We start from the raw sequence: 14,157 nt of genomic DNA, 5'->3' as shown, positions 1-14,157 counted from the left end.
GTCGTGGATCATTTGCCTATATTTTGTCAACTACGTGACCGCGACTGTCTGATTGTCGGCGGTGGTGATGTCGCAGAACGCAAAGCACGGTTACTGCTGGAAGCAGGCGCTCGTTTAACGGTTAATGCGCTGGCGTTTATTCCGCAGTTCACCGTATGGGCAAATGAAAACATGTTGACGCTGGTGGAAGGACCGTTTGATGAAGCCCTTCTCGATCCGTGCTGGCTGGCAATTGCCGCGACCGATGATGATGCGGTGAATCAGCGCGTCAGCGATGCCGCAGAATCCCGTCGCATCTTCTGTAACGTCGTGGATGCGCCAAAAGCCGCCAGTTTCATCATGCCCTCAATTATCGACCGTTCACCGCTAATGGTGGCGGTCTCCTCCGGCGGCACCTCACCGGTGCTGGCCCGTCTGCTGCGTGAAAAACTGGAATCCGTTTTACCTCAACATTTGGGTCAGGTTGCACACTACGCCGGGCAGCTTCGTCCCCGGGTGAAAAAACAGTTTGCCACGATGGGCGAACGTCGCCGCTTCTGGGAAAAGCTGTTTGTTAACGACAGGCTGGCGCAGTCGCTGGCGAATGCCGACCATAAAGCGGTAGAAGACACTACCGAGCAGATGCTCAGCGAGCCGTTGGATCATCGCGGTGAAGTGGTGCTGGTAGGCGCAGGGCCTGGCGATGCCGGACTTCTGACACTAAAAGGGTTGCAGCAGATCCAGCAGGCCGATGTGGTGGTCTATGACCGTCTGGTTTCTGACGATATCATGAACCTGGTGCGTCGCGACGCCGACCGCGTATTTGTGGGTAAACGCGCAGGCTACCACTGCGTTCCGCAGGAAGAAATTAACCAAATCCTGCTGCGAGAAGCGCAACAGGGCAAACGCGTCGTCCGTCTGAAAGGCGGCGATCCGTTTATCTTTGGTCGTGGCGGCGAAGAGCTGGAAACGCTGTGCTACGCTGGCATTCCATTCTCCGTGATACCGGGAATTACGGCAGCGTCCGGTTGTTCCGCCTACTCCGGCATTCCGCTGACTCACCGTGACTACGCCCAGAGCGTACGTCTGGTTACCGGACACCTGAAGACTGGCGGCGAGCTGGACTGGGAAAACCTGGCAGCAGAAAAACAGACGCTGGTGTTCTATATGGGGCTGAATCAGGCGGCCACTATCCAGCAAAAACTGATCGAATTTGGCATGCAGGCCGATATGCCGGTCGCACTGGTTGAGAATGGCACCTCGGTGAAACAGCGGGTTGTGAACGGCGAACTGGCACAACTGGGCGAACTGGCGCAACAAGTCGCCAGCCCGGCGCTGATTATTGTCGGCCGCGTGGTTGGGCTGCGTGATAAGCTAAATTGGTTCTCAAATCATTAAAGCCAGGTCGTTAATTGTGAAGGCCGGACTTATCCGGCCTTTTTATTTTCTTCCTAATAATAAGTCCGAAAATGGACTAATTGTTAATCAATACATTACAACAAGTTAAGCCTATTCCCTGTTTTCTTATTCAGGTAACTACTGACGCCAAAATAATATTCCGATATCGTTAACATGAGCAGTGGCGAATTATATTCGCTTCTTCAATCGGTAAATTATATATATATTTAACACATAGGGAATGTAGATGAATAAGTTTATTAAAATGGCACTGGTAGGTGCTGCACTGGCAACACTGACAGCATGTACCGGCCATATCGAAAACCGTGATAAGACCTGCTCTTATGATTACCTGCTGCATCCGGCTATTTCTATTTCCAAAATGATTGGCGGTTGCGGGCCAGTCGCTCCGGTAGAGAAGTAATCGTTTCAAATCCAGAATAGGCAGAGTTAAAAAACCGGGAACATTTTCCCGGTTATTTGCATTTATAGATTCAACGCTCATTCACAGGTTATCGCACTCACGCTCTCGCGCAAAATACGCAGCACGGTCTGTTCTCCACTTCGGTTGGGATTAATACGAATTGCATATTCACCCAGCGACGGATTCGCTTCGCGAAACGTCCCCGAAAGGCGATAGAACAGCGGAGGGATCTCATACTTCGACTCAGCGCCCACCGGGTATGGCAGCGCGCCTCTCTCTTGCGCCGCTTTCAGCACGCGGGCGGCAATCGGCTGGTGAAACTCCACGATCAGCACCTTCGACTGGGCATTGGCGATGACGGCCTTTTTCACCTCGGGTAGCGCACCGCTATTAAGCATCGTCAGCAACCGTTCGGAAACACCAGCCTGTACCGCATGCATCACCGGAGCGAAAACCAGGCCACGAAGCACCTCCAGCGCCTGCGCCCCCTGAATCTGGCTGCCGCCGGAATAAAGCGTCGCGCGGATTCTAGCGATAGCCTCCGCCTTGCCAACCACCGCCCCTACTCCCTCCGGGCCGAAGAGCTTAAAGCAGGAAAAAGTAGACAGCGTCGCCCCGTATTCGCAGCCGATACCGTCAACTTTCATCACCGCGTAGTTATCATCGGTTAACGTCGGTACGCCGCACCGCACGATTTCCGCCAACACCTCGGCTAACACGTAACGATCCTGCGGTTGCTGACGCGTATGCTGCACCAGCGCGGCGTCAGGACGATGCTGCGTAATCGCCTGCGTGATTGACGGGGGACAGTTGAAATCCGCCCTGACCAGGGTAATACCCATCTGCTCGACGAGCACCTGCGTTGTAGGATACACGGGCGCATCGTGAACCAACAGTCGCTGGCCGGGTTTGAGCAGCGCAGCCAGCCCGGCGCGAATAGCCCCGGTGCCTGCGCCCTGAACCAGCGCGGCGGCCTCAGCATGAAACGCCTCGGCCAGCACCTTTTCCACGCGTTGCGTTACCCGCGGCTGATTCAGCCCCGGAGCCAGTCCCATATCACCACCGGCCAGAAAATCAGCACCAGGAAAGTGGCGGCAGAGCGTGTCCACCAGCACAAACTGCTTTTGCTGCGCTTGCGCGAGCGTCAGGCTTTGCAAAGGGAACGTCTTCATGCTTTAACCTCCTCAGGCCGGAACAAACAGACCAAACCAGTAGAGAATATTCAGCACAATACCGGTGATCATCACCGCTACGACCGGGGCCGCCATCTTCTGAACCGGACGCCCTATCGATTCGTTGAGGAAGTAGATAGCTACCGCAATCGAGAAGCCGGTGTAGCCAGCCATCTTGATGGCGGCAAATATCGAGCCTACCAGCAGCGCCATTTCCATCAGCATATTCATCGCATTACGAATATTGTCCGATGCGTTACGCACAGACGGATAACGCCCCAGCCATTTGCCAATAGAGCGCAGCAGCAGCACTTCCGCTGAAATCACGATAGCGCCAAGGATTGCCGCAATCCACGGGTTGGGTGCCAGGTAGCCAACGGAGTACACGAAGGTGAAACCCGCTACCGCGTAAACGCCCGTCGCCAGCGCCGTTGTCGCAATCATCGGAACAAAACCCAGCCCGCGCATAAACTCCGCCAACGCCGCCTGGTTCACCAGCGTCTGCGACTGCTCCGGCGTAATCCCTGCCGAATACGCTTTTTCCAGCGTAAAAATTGAAACTTCGCTGCCGGCGAAAATCTTCATACTGGCGACGGCGGCAATCAACGCGCCAACTATGGCGATGTACGGCAGATTTTTAATAATCCGCGAGGTTCGCTCCTCAAAAACCGATAACCCGCTGGCATCCATCTCGTCATCGCCACGGTGGCGAATATCATGAGTAATGGCGATCGCCAGCAGCATCATCATCCCCACAAAAATCTCGATCGATTCCGGGTTCAGATGCGGGAAGTAACGCACCACCACCACGCGGGTCATCAGTACCACCACCGCCGCGATAATGCTGTGCTTCCAGCCGAACTGGTAGAAAATCGCCACCAGCGGGAAGAGTGCGAATGCGGAAACCACCGGAGAACTCAGCTCACCGAGGCTACCCAGTACATCAACCGGCAGCGCCGTGAGCAGATGGTTGACCGGCAGCAGGCAGGTCAGAATCAAAACGCCCCAGATAGCGCCCAGACCGAACGCCAGCAGGCTGTTCATCGCCAGCACACCGAGAATATCCGTCGGCAGAAACAGCAGCCAGGCGTTGAGTAAGCCGGTTTTCAGGGTAAAGGAGATCCCCACCGACGCCACAAAGCCGATACTTAGACCAAACGCGATACTTCCCGCCTCACGGCGATTCATGTATCCCTCGATCAGTTGCGGCAGAATCGGGCGGATGCCGTCATGAAAGACGGCCGCCGAGCGATGTGCCAAAAGTGACGTCATGCCGGTCAGGCAGGCCACCACCACAATCTGAATGTACAGATCCATAGTCATGCCTTTTATTTCAGATGGTTAACCAGCATCGGAATCGCATGTTCAACATGTTCGACGGAGAGACCAAAAGCTACTTTCCCTTCCGCAACCATTTTTGCGATATGTTCGTCTTTCGCCTTAATACCCGGCCTGGCGATAGTGCAGCTTTTGTTGTAGCCAATCACCGCGATGGCAATCGACAGCGCTGCGCCCGCGCCGGTGTTACAAGCGCCAATGTAGTAATCCAGCTGTCCGGATTTCACCTTCATTGCCGCGTCCATATCGTTATGAATGGAGACTTCAAAGCAGCCCGGAGCTGCGGTTTCGATGGTCTTTTTAATCTGCTCACGCTGTAAGCCAGCAACGCCAATTTTTTTCATGATTCTGTCCTTATTGGAAAAATTGTGAGGGGTTATCACGTAACATCGTGTCCACATCGGCCTGACTGAATCCTGACTGGCGCAACTGTGGGATAAAAGTGGTCAACAGATAGTCGTAGCCATTGCCGCCATTGGCTTTTAAATGCGAACGGCGGGTAATGTCCATGGAGAGCATCACGCGATTAAGCAGCCCGCGATTGCGTAGCGCGTGCAGCATGCCAATGCGTTTCTCGTCCGGGTAATAATTGTTTTTACCAATGGTATCGAACTGCACATACGCGCCGAGATCGATCATGCGTAAGATATTGTCGAGATTATCTTTCAGATCGCAGTGACCAACGGTTACGCGGGAAAGGTCGACGCCGTGCGCCTGCAGCAACGCCAACTGTTCCAGGCCCATGGTGCTAAAAGAGGTGTGGGTCGAGATGGGGCGTCCGGTTTCGATGTGCGCCCGCGCCGCGGCGATAAACACCTTCTCTTCAAGCGGCGTAATCACCCCTTCGCTGGAGCCAATTTCCGCGATAATTCCGGCCTTAAGTTCAGTGCCATCAATACCGATGACTATCTCATCGACCATCTCTTGCGCGAGCTGTTCCACGCTGCGAGCCGCGACATGTTCAGGGAAAAACGCATCCTGGTAATAGCCCGTGCAGGCCACGACGTTGATTCCGGTATCGCGCATCAGGTCGAGCATGAATTGCGGATTTCGCCCCATATAGCGGTTGGTCATCTCAATAATGTTGCTGACGCCTAACGCCCGGAGAACCTTCATCTCCTGACATATCAGATCGTACTGATCTAATCGGCAGTCGAGGTTATTCTTGAATCCGGAGAGATCGATATGCAGATGTTCGTGGACCCAGGTGTAGCCCGTCGGATCAAAATTCATAAGGTGTCTCCTGTAAGGCGCAATGCCGAGAGAAAAGAGCTGCCGTTTTGTGGCGCCGCCGCGCCGAAAAATTCACACACCGTAGCGCCAACGTCGGATAACGTCGTCCGGATACCTAATTGCGCAGGCTCCAGCCCCTGTTGATACACCAGTACCGGCACAACTTCCCGGGTATGATGGCTGTGACCAATGGTCGGATCGTTGCCGTGATCGGCCATGACCACCAGACAGTCATTTGGATCCATAGCGGCCAGAAGGCGCGAAAGATTAAGATCGACAAGCTGCAGCCGTTCGGCATACCGCGCTACGTCTTCAGCGTGCCCGGCAAGATCGGTTTCCTGAATGTTGGTACAGATAAATACCGTCGACTCAGCGTTAAATTCGTTAAGCGTGATATCCATGATCTGCTGGCTATCCACCAGGTTTTGCCAACTGCGCCCGTGCGGATTGCCAACGATGTCCGCCACTTTACCGACCAGCACGGTAGGGATTCCTGCGTCATGCAGTTTTTGCGGCACCTGTGCCTGCTCATCTACGCCAAAACCCATGTGCCTGACCTGGAAGCCGTTTTCATAGGCGCCGGAGCGTGGAGCGTTAATGCCGATAAAGCGTCCCTCTTTGGTCTCGGCTACATCCAGAATGCGCTGGCTGTCTGCCAGTTGACCGCCAAACGCGATCACGCGCCCGACCTGAACCTGCTCACGCACCACGCGGCCTATCTTTAGCACCTCATCAAACGGGATAACGGCAAGATTGGCTGTGATGTTGTAGACCTGACCTAAATCCGCTTCGAGGTTATCGCCCACCGCGATCGCATCGTTGACCCAAAGAAACGCCAGGTCGCCGCCGCGGCGTTCCACCTGCCAGCCTGCTGCTTTCAGCGCTTGCTCAACGCTATCGATGACCTCGCTAAATGGCATCCGCAGCGGAGCCTGAGGCCGTGTACCTAATATCTCCTGATGGCCCATAAAGGTATCTCCCCCTTCATGCTGCAGTTCCGCTACGCCCCAAACCGCCGATGCTGAAGGTTTCATCACGCCCGGCGCATAGCCCAGAGCGTTAATCAGCCCCAACTTTTCAAGCGTTGGCAACCGTAACTGAGGGAGTTCCCCCAGGATATGGCCACAGGTATTCGCTCCCGCATCCTGCGGCCTGACCAGCGTGACGTCTTTCATTGCGCCAACGCCAAAACTGTCGATCACCAACACTACGAATCGGGCCATTAGTCCTCCAGAATATTGCCGAGACTGTCGTAACGCGCGACGATTTCAGCCGCGCCGCGCTGAATACCCGACACCAACACCACGTCGCTACGCGTCACGAAGATCTGGGTGCGAAAACAGAAGATCACCGCGCTGCTCACCGGAAATTCACCGGCTACAGGCAAGTAGTAGTCAATACTGCTGTCGTCCACGGGTTTAAGCTTCGCGGCTATTGGGGCGTCATTTTCCGGCGTAAAGACCAGCGCGTTTTGCGCATGACCACGACGGTAATAGCCCCCGCCGTAGCAATAACTGTCCCCGCGAAACGTGTGCGAAACCTCGCTTAGCCACAGTATCGCAATGCGTTCCGGTTGGTCGCCTTTTTGGTTACAAGGAATGGTCCCGGTCAGCGCATGACCCGGCTCAGCATGGGTGACGCCATATTCCGCCAACAGGGGGAGTGACGAGCAGCTACTGGCTGACGGCGCATTAAGCTGCTCAATGGCAATCCCGGCTTCTGCCAACTGACGTCGGGCGCTCACCAACGTGTGCAGGTTAGGCGTCGGCATCGTCTGCGCTGAGTTTTCATCCCATAACAGGCAGGGAAAATGGGTTAACCCGCTCAAACGCAGGCCCGGAAGCCTGCGGATTTCATTGACCACATCTGTCAGATACCTCAGCGGAAACCCGCTTTCTTGCCCCGGATAGAGGAAATCATCCTTGTCATACACCTTCAGCATCACGTTCTGTTCACAGCCGGACTTCACCGCCGCAGCCGAGACCTCGCGCGCTTTCTCCAGCGAGAACAATGTGATGACCTCAGTGCCGTGTGCCACTGCCTCATTGACCAGCCGCGACGGGATCTGCACCAGATGTCCCTGATGCGCAATCGGTAACCCGGCACGGCGCATGACGCGGCTCTCCTTGTAATCGACAACCACGATGCCGTCATAGCCAAGCTGCAACAGTTTGTCTGCCAGCCACGGGTTACGTCCTACTTGTTTGGTCATCAGATACAGCGAGATGCCATGTTGCCTGGCGACATCCAGCAGGCGTTTGCCATTTTCAATGACCTGGTCAACATCAATGACCCAACTGTCAGGCACGATCTTCCCTTGCTGCCACAACGCGACAGCGGCCGAGATAAGTGCGGGGTTCTGGCGTTTCAATGCGTCTATAAACATTTCTCTGCCTCGGTTCTAATCCTTCAGCTAAATATTCATTTTTTTGAATATTTAGGATGCAATAAACTAATTGCCCATTGATTTCAGACGCCTTCGTTCGCCGCCATCCACAATCCGTACAAATTAGCCAACATATAGCCTTCTTCATTCGCGTGCGGCGTCACCGTGAACTCTTTCAGCAGCGCCTGATGTACCAAAAAAATAGTTGGCCAGAGATGAGATTGCGCCAGCTCCTCCAACAGCTCACCATCCAGCGCTTCAATCACTTCACCCTGGCGACTGCGCATTAACGCGCTCGCCATATGGGTCATCGCCATGGCTCCTTGCTCGCTATATACCGGCAAACGCCACTCTTCATCCAGCCGCCTGACCACCTGTAGCATGCCGCTACAAATATCCTTGTCGATAACGCCCGCCTCACACAGCAGGTTAAGCCTGTTTTCCATGTCGTTCGCCTTCACTTAATAACTGGGTTCCTGTTCACCGTTCGCCACACGCTGTTGGTGGGCAAGCAGCGCCTCTTTATTGACGACCGCCCGTAGAAGCTGTTGCATCGGATAATCCTCCGCCCGGGTCAGCACCACCGCCTCTGTGGCCTGCAGAAATCGCGGATCATTAGTTAGCGGCGTGGCTTCTAATCCCAGTACCGCCAGCTCGGCCTCTGCAACCACGTTCCAGATAACCGCATCCACATCCCCTTTCGCGATGCGCTGCAAGCTCTCGTGATAAGGCATATCGATCAATTCAACGTCACGGTCGCCAAAACAGGCCTCGGTCATGATTTTCTGATCCGCCGAACGGTTATCAAGCCCGACACGTTTTACATCTGCAGATTCGCCCTTGCGACAAATCAGCTGATGCTCGCCAACATAGGTATGCGGCCCCAGCGCCAACGTAATGCGCAATCCATCCTGGGCAAGGTAACTTTCCGCCGCCAGACGGGAAACGACTGCCATGTCATAGACGCCGTTCAGCAGGCATTCCACGCGAATATCCGCGCCACGCATGTGCGCGTAATAAAACGGGATCCCATCGAACTGCGCCTTAAGCCCACTCGCCAGCCCTTCATATAAACGGGTGTAGGGCAGCGGCATCGCACAGACCACGTTATTAATATCCACATGCTTTAGCAGCGTACGGTTATCCATCTCCACCAGATAGCTACCGTTACGCCCGCGGCGCTCAATACGGATCGCCCCGGAGGATTCCAGCGTTTTCAACGCGGCCTGGGTTAACCCTACCGATGAGTGACACTCAGCTGCCAGTTCATCAATAGTTTTCAGTCTGTTACCGCACTTCTCACCGAGCAGGTAACGGGCCAGGGTTGTCAGCACAACCCCCTCTTTCTTAATAAATGTCCGATGCATTTTATATTTTCGGTAAATTGAATATTTATATCTTCATTAAAGTGAAGATATGATGCAACGAGGAAATATGCAAACGGCGAGGCGCTTCACATTTTTTGAGGTTCACAAACGAACAGGCGAAAAAAAACCGGGCGTAACCCGGTTTCTTCAACAACGCAGAGCGCATTACGGCTTGGCAACAAAACCAATCGCTTCATAAACCGCTTTCAGCGTAGCTGATGCACGCGCACCCGCTTTTTCCGCGCCATCTTTCATCACCTGCTGCAGGAAGGCTTCGTCGTTGCGGAAACGATGATAACGTTCCTGCAACTCGGTCAGCATGCCGGAAACGGCATCAGCGACGTCGCCTTTCAGGTGACCATACATCTTGCCTTCAAACTGTTTTTCCAGTTCCGGAATGCTCTGTCCGGTCACGGCAGAGAGAATATCCAGCAGGTTAGAAACGCCCGCTTTGTTCTGCACGTCGTAGCGCACCACCGGCGGCTCTTCGGAATCTGTTACCGCACGTTTGATCTTCTTGACCACCGATTTCGGATCTTCCAGCAGACCAATCACGTTGTTGCGGTTGTCGTCTGACTTGGACATCTTTTTCGTCGGCTCCAGCAGAGACATCACGCGGGCGCCTGATTTAGGAATAAACGGCTCAGGAACTTTGAAGATGTCGCCATACAGCGCGTTGAAACGCTGAGCGATATCGCGGCTCAGTTCCAGATGCTGTTTCTGGTCTTCACCCACCGGCACCAGGTTGGTCTGATACAGCAGGATATCTGCCGCCATCAGTACCGGATAGTCAAACAGACCGGCGTTGATGTTCTCAGCGTAGCGCGCTGACTTATCTTTGAACTGGGTCATACGGCTCAGTTCGCCAAAGTAGGTGTAGCAGTTCAGCGCCCAGCTCAGTTGCGCATGTTCAGGCACATGAGACTGAACGAAAATGGTGCTTTTCTCAGGATCGATACCGCACGCGAGGTAGAGCGCCAGCGTATCCAGCGTCGCTTTACGCAGTTGCTGGGCATCCTGACGAACGGTGATAGCATGCTGGTCAACGATGCAATAGATGCAATGATAATCATCCTGCATGTTCACCCACTGACGCAGTGCACCCATGTAGTTACCAATGGTCAATTCACCTGAGGGCTGTGCGCCACTAAAAACGATGGGCTTAGTCATTTTTCGATTCCTGATTTTCACTATGCGGAAGCCCGAGAGCGGGCAGTAGTTCATTAATGCGGTCGTACATGACGTCTGGCTGGCTCAGCGCGATCGGTTCACCGTAGTTGTAGCCGTAGGTGAGGCCAACGGACGGGCAGCCAGCGGCTTTTGCCGCCTGAATATCATTACGCGAATCCCCAACGAAGAGCAATTGCTCTGGCGCAATGCCGAGCTTTCTTGCCACCAGTAGCAGCGGATCCGGATGTGGTTTTTTGTTCTGGACGTCGTCACCGCCAATAACGACGCTGAAATATTTACTGATATCCAGCGCATCGAGCAATGGCGCAACAAACGGCGTCGGCTTGTTGGTCACCAGACCGAGCGGCAGCCCTTTGGCGTGCAGTGCGCCCAGCGTATCGGCGACATCAGGGAACAGAAACGTCCCTTCTTCTGCAACATCTCCGTAGTAACGGTCAAACAGCTTACGCAGAATACGGACCTGTTCCTCGACGGGAATATCTTCATCGACCGGCGGTTTGCCCATCGTCTTACGAAGTGTGGCGCGCTCCTGACGAGACCAGGTTAACGCACGCTCCATCAATACATCAGCACCGTTACCAATCCAGGTAATGACGCGCTCTTCACCGGCAACCGGCAGCTCCAGCGCATACAGCGCCATGTCCACTGCGGCGCTCAATCCCGGCGCGCTGTCCACCAGCGTTCCGTCGAGGTCGAAGGCGACGCCCCGAATATCCTGCAATTTATCCATGAGTTACCTTTGCCAGTTCGCTGCGCATGTCATCAATGACTTTTTTGTAGTCTGGCTGATCGAAAACGGCGGAACCGGCGACAAACATGTCGGCTCCCGCAGCGGCGATTTCAGCAATGTTGCTCACCTTCACGCCGCCATCCACTTCGAGGCGAATGTCGTAACCCGACTCGTCAATGCGACGGCGGACTTCGCGCAGTTTGTCCAGCGTTTGCGGAATGAAGGACTGACCGCCAAAGCCTGGGTTAACGGACATCAACAGGATCACGTCCAGCTTGTCCATCACATAGTCCAGATAGCTCAGCGGCGTCGCCGGATTGAAGACCAGCCCTGCTTTACAGCCGTGCTCTTTAATCAGTTGCAGCGAGCGGTCAACGTGTTCGGAGGCTTCCGGGTGAAAGGTAATGATGCTGGCGCCGGCGGCGGCGAAATCCGGGATGATTCGATCGACCGGTTTCACCATCAGATGCACATCGATGGGAGCCGTAATGCCATATTTACGCAGGGATTTCAGTACCATCGGACCCATGGTCAGATTCGGTACATAGTGGTTGTCCATGACGTCAAAATGCACGACGTCACCACCGGCAGCCAGAGCTTTCGCGGTGTCCTCACCCAGGCGAGCAAAATCAGCCGACAGGATTGAGGGGGCAATCAAATACTGTTTCATCCGCTTCTCCTTGAGAATTATTTATTCGCGGGTGAAACGACTCCTGGTTTGTACAGAGCCAGCAGTTCGTCCACCTTTTTACGTGTGCCGCCGTTGCTGCTTATACTGCGCCGCACTTTGACCTGAAAATGTTCCGCCGCTTTATACCATTCGCGGGTATCCGGCGTATCATGGTTCGAAATTAACACCGGGATCTGCTTACTGACCAGCTTTTCGGCCATTTTCGCCAGATGGGCCTGCTCTTTCGGGCTGAAGCTGTTGGTATGATACGCGGTGAAATTCGCCGTTGCTGACAGCGGGGCGTAGGGCGGATCGCAATAGACAACCGAGTTCGCATCCGCTTGCTCCATGCACTCATCATATGAGAGGCAGTGGAATTCCGCATTCTGCGCTTTTTCCGCAAAGTGATACAACTCAGCTTCCGGGAAGTAAGGCTTTTTGTAACGTCCAAACGGCACGTTAAACTCACCGCGCAGATTATACCGGCACAGGCCGTTGTAACCATATCGGTTCAGATACAGGAACAGGACCGCGCGACGGAAAGGATCCTGGCTGGCGTTGAACTCTTCCCGGAACTGATAGTAGACCTCAGCCTGATTGCTTTCTGGGTTAAACAGTTCACGGGAAGCCTTCACGTACTCGTCGGTACGGGTCTTCACGATCTTATAGAGACTGATAAGATCGCTGTTGATATCGGCAAGAATATAACGAGAAAAGTCGGTGTTAAGAAACACCGACCCTGCACCCACAAAGGGTTCGACCAGGCATTCACCCTGCGGTAAATGCCGTTTGATGTCGTCAAGCAGGGGATATTTTCCCCCTGCCCACTTCAGAAAAGCGCGATTTTTTTTCATGCTGACTAACTAATTACACCTTCTCCGGCTGTGGAGAAAGCTCCGACAGCATCCTGCGCTTTAACATTATTTCAGATCGGCCTGTACCTGATGCAACGGTTTGGCCCACGGATTTTTTGCCTGCACATCGGCTGGCAGCGTGGAAACCGCGCGTTTCGCATCTTCTTTCGAGGCATACACGCCAGACACCAGAACATACCACGGTTGACCGTTACGCGTCGTCTGATACACCACATAGTTTTTCAGATTCTCTTTCTTCGCCCAACCATTCAGGTTGTCGTAGTTAGAAGAACTGCTGAGCTGCAGGGTGTAATGACTGGACGGTGCGGACTTCAGCGATCCGACGTTACCGGCGCTTTTAGCGCCAGCTGCGCTACCCGCCGTTGCCGCTGGTGCGGTCTGAGCAGGTGCTGCCGATTGTGCGGGTGCTGCTGTCTGTGCCGGCGCGGTACTGGCCGTCGCTTTCGGCGCCGTCGTGGCCGTAGGCGCTGCGGGTTCAGTCCGTTTAGGCTGAGCTGCCGGTTTCGGCGCTACAGGCGTCGTTTTCGCGGTGGTCTGTGGTTTCTTCGGTTCGATCACAACTTGCTTACGTTCCGGACGCGTGGTGGCCGGACGCTCGCTGCCAGGTACACTCGCCGTCTGGCTCGACGTACTACCATTACGCACGGGCGCAACGGTCGCCGGTTCTGTTGGCAGCGTAGAGTTCGCCACCACATTGTTCACCTGTTCCTGGCCCTGCGGTTGCGTCAGTGCATTGTTCAGATCGCCCTGCACTTCTACACGCTGTTGACCTTCTGTGGTCGCAGGCGTTTGGCCCTGCGTTGGCGTGGAAGAGATTGGCGGCAAAGAAACATCCTGCTGCGTGTTGCCCGCAGTCTGTTCAGCGGAAGTGCTTCCCGGAGCCGGTTGGGAACCGTTTGCCTGGTCAGCGGCATTGCCGGTGAGATCGATATTCTTCTCGCCAGACGCCGTTTGTTCACTTGAAGACGGGGTGGACGGCGCTTTCAGCGCGGAGCCAATACCGATGATCAGCAGCAGCAGAACCAGCACGCCCACGCCCATCATCATGTACTGGCGGGAAGCGGGTTTACCGGCGGCTTTTTTACGCTTACGCGGACGACGCTCGACGCGTTCTTCATCCACGAACTCTTCATCATCGGATTCGTAATCCTCTTCCCTCTCTTGCTCATCAAGGCGTTCTTTACGCCCGCGCGCAGGACGGCGATCGTCAGCGTCCAGATCAACATCATCAAAGTTGATCTGCGGTTCACCGCGTTCTGAAGATTGACGAGAACGACCAGTACGACGATCGCTGGGATCGGGTTTCAGCTCGTCTTCTGGTTTGAATTCATCCATTTAACACCCCACTCAAAGGCTAATGCTTACGACGTTGCAACTAACCTGAATCTAAATGG

15 protein-coding genes are annotated in these 14,157 nt (G+C 54.5%); 2 read left to right on the top strand and 13 right to left on the bottom strand.

Annotated elements, in window-relative coordinates:
- The first annotated feature begins 3 nt into the window (after positions 1-3).
- Together cysG and AL479_RS10890 are read left to right on the top strand one after the other, a co-directional pair.
- Positions 4-1,377, top strand: coding sequence for a siroheme synthase CysG (gene cysG, locus AL479_RS10895; RefSeq protein WP_061076103.1), 1,374 nt, complete (start codon positions 4-6; stop codon positions 1,375-1,377).
- Positions 1,378-1,624: 247 nt separating this feature from the next.
- Positions 1,625-1,801: a YhfL family protein gene (locus tag AL479_RS10890; protein WP_061076102.1), complete on the top strand. Its 177-nt coding sequence runs from the start codon at positions 1,625-1,627 to the stop codon at positions 1,799-1,801.
- Between the two features lie 77 nt (positions 1,802-1,878).
- On the opposite strand, the gene AL479_RS10885 is transcribed toward AL479_RS10890, so the two are convergent.
- From AL479_RS10885 to damX, 13 genes are all read right to left on the bottom strand, one after another.
- Positions 1,879-2,973, bottom strand: coding sequence for an aminotransferase class I/II-fold pyridoxal phosphate-dependent enzyme (locus AL479_RS10885; protein ID WP_061076101.1), 1,095 nt, complete (start codon positions 2,971-2,973; stop codon positions 1,879-1,881).
- Positions 2,974-2,985: 12 nt separating this feature from the next.
- The gene (locus tag AL479_RS10880) at positions 2,986-4,290 is read right to left on the bottom strand and encodes a YhfT family protein (RefSeq protein WP_061076100.1); all 1,305 of its coding nucleotides are present in this window, start codon (positions 4,288-4,290) and stop codon (positions 2,986-2,988) included.
- Positions 4,291-4,301: 11 nt separating this feature from the next.
- Positions 4,302-4,655: a DUF2620 domain-containing protein gene (locus tag AL479_RS10875; RefSeq protein ID WP_061076099.1), complete on the bottom strand. Its 354-nt coding sequence runs from the start codon at positions 4,653-4,655 to the stop codon at positions 4,302-4,304.
- 10 nt (positions 4,656-4,665) lie between these two features.
- The gene (locus AL479_RS10870) at positions 4,666-5,544 is read right to left on the bottom strand and encodes a phosphotriesterase-related protein (RefSeq protein ID WP_061076098.1); all 879 of its coding nucleotides are present in this window, start codon (positions 5,542-5,544) and stop codon (positions 4,666-4,668) included.
- Positions 5,541-6,767 (bottom strand): phosphopentomutase, encoded by a 1,227-nt coding sequence (locus AL479_RS10865; RefSeq protein WP_061076097.1) that lies wholly within the window; start codon positions 6,765-6,767, stop codon positions 5,541-5,543. Before AL479_RS10865 ends, AL479_RS10870 begins: the two co-directional genes overlap by 4 nt.
- A complete protein-coding gene (locus AL479_RS10860; RefSeq protein ID WP_061076096.1) occupies positions 6,767-7,930 on the bottom strand; it encodes a YhfX family PLP-dependent enzyme in 1,164 nt (387 codons plus the stop codon). Before AL479_RS10860 ends, AL479_RS10865 begins: the two co-directional genes overlap by 1 nt.
- A gap of 83 nt (positions 7,931-8,013) precedes the next feature.
- Complete coding sequence (locus tag AL479_RS10855) at positions 8,014-8,376, bottom strand: hypothetical protein (RefSeq protein WP_061076095.1); 363 nt, start codon at positions 8,374-8,376, stop codon at positions 8,014-8,016.
- A gap of 15 nt (positions 8,377-8,391) precedes the next feature.
- Positions 8,392-9,297 (bottom strand): GntR family transcriptional regulator YhfZ, encoded by a 906-nt coding sequence (gene yhfZ / locus AL479_RS10850; RefSeq protein WP_061076094.1) that lies wholly within the window; start codon positions 9,295-9,297, stop codon positions 8,392-8,394.
- Positions 9,298-9,462: 165 nt separating this feature from the next.
- On the bottom strand, positions 9,463-10,467 hold the full coding sequence (gene trpS / locus AL479_RS10845) for a tryptophan--tRNA ligase (protein ID WP_061076093.1): 1,005 nt from the start codon (positions 10,465-10,467) through the stop codon (positions 9,463-9,465).
- Entirely contained in the window at positions 10,460-11,218 is a 759-nt protein-coding gene (gene gph, locus AL479_RS10840; RefSeq protein WP_061076092.1) for a phosphoglycolate phosphatase, read from the bottom strand. Before gph ends, trpS begins: the two co-directional genes overlap by 8 nt.
- Positions 11,211-11,888 (bottom strand): ribulose-phosphate 3-epimerase, encoded by a 678-nt coding sequence (gene rpe / locus AL479_RS10835; protein ID WP_061076091.1) that lies wholly within the window; start codon positions 11,886-11,888, stop codon positions 11,211-11,213. The genes gph and rpe overlap by 8 nt, the downstream gene beginning before the upstream one ends.
- A 17-nt stretch (positions 11,889-11,905) precedes the next feature.
- On the bottom strand, positions 11,906-12,742 hold the full coding sequence (gene dam, locus AL479_RS10830; protein ID WP_061076090.1) for an adenine-specific DNA-methyltransferase: 837 nt from the start codon (positions 12,740-12,742) through the stop codon (positions 11,906-11,908).
- A gap of 66 nt (positions 12,743-12,808) precedes the next feature.
- A complete protein-coding gene (gene damX, locus AL479_RS10825; protein ID WP_061076089.1) occupies positions 12,809-14,098 on the bottom strand; it encodes a cell division protein DamX in 1,290 nt (429 codons plus the stop codon).
- Positions 14,099-14,157: the final 59 nt, after the last annotated feature.

Source organism: Citrobacter amalonaticus (assembly GCF_001559075.2).
Taxonomy (GTDB): domain Bacteria; phylum Pseudomonadota; class Gammaproteobacteria; order Enterobacterales; family Enterobacteriaceae; genus Citrobacter_A; species Citrobacter_A amalonaticus_F.
Note: the sequence above shows the minus strand (reverse complement) of the source record. Positions and strands in the feature narration are given on the sequence as shown.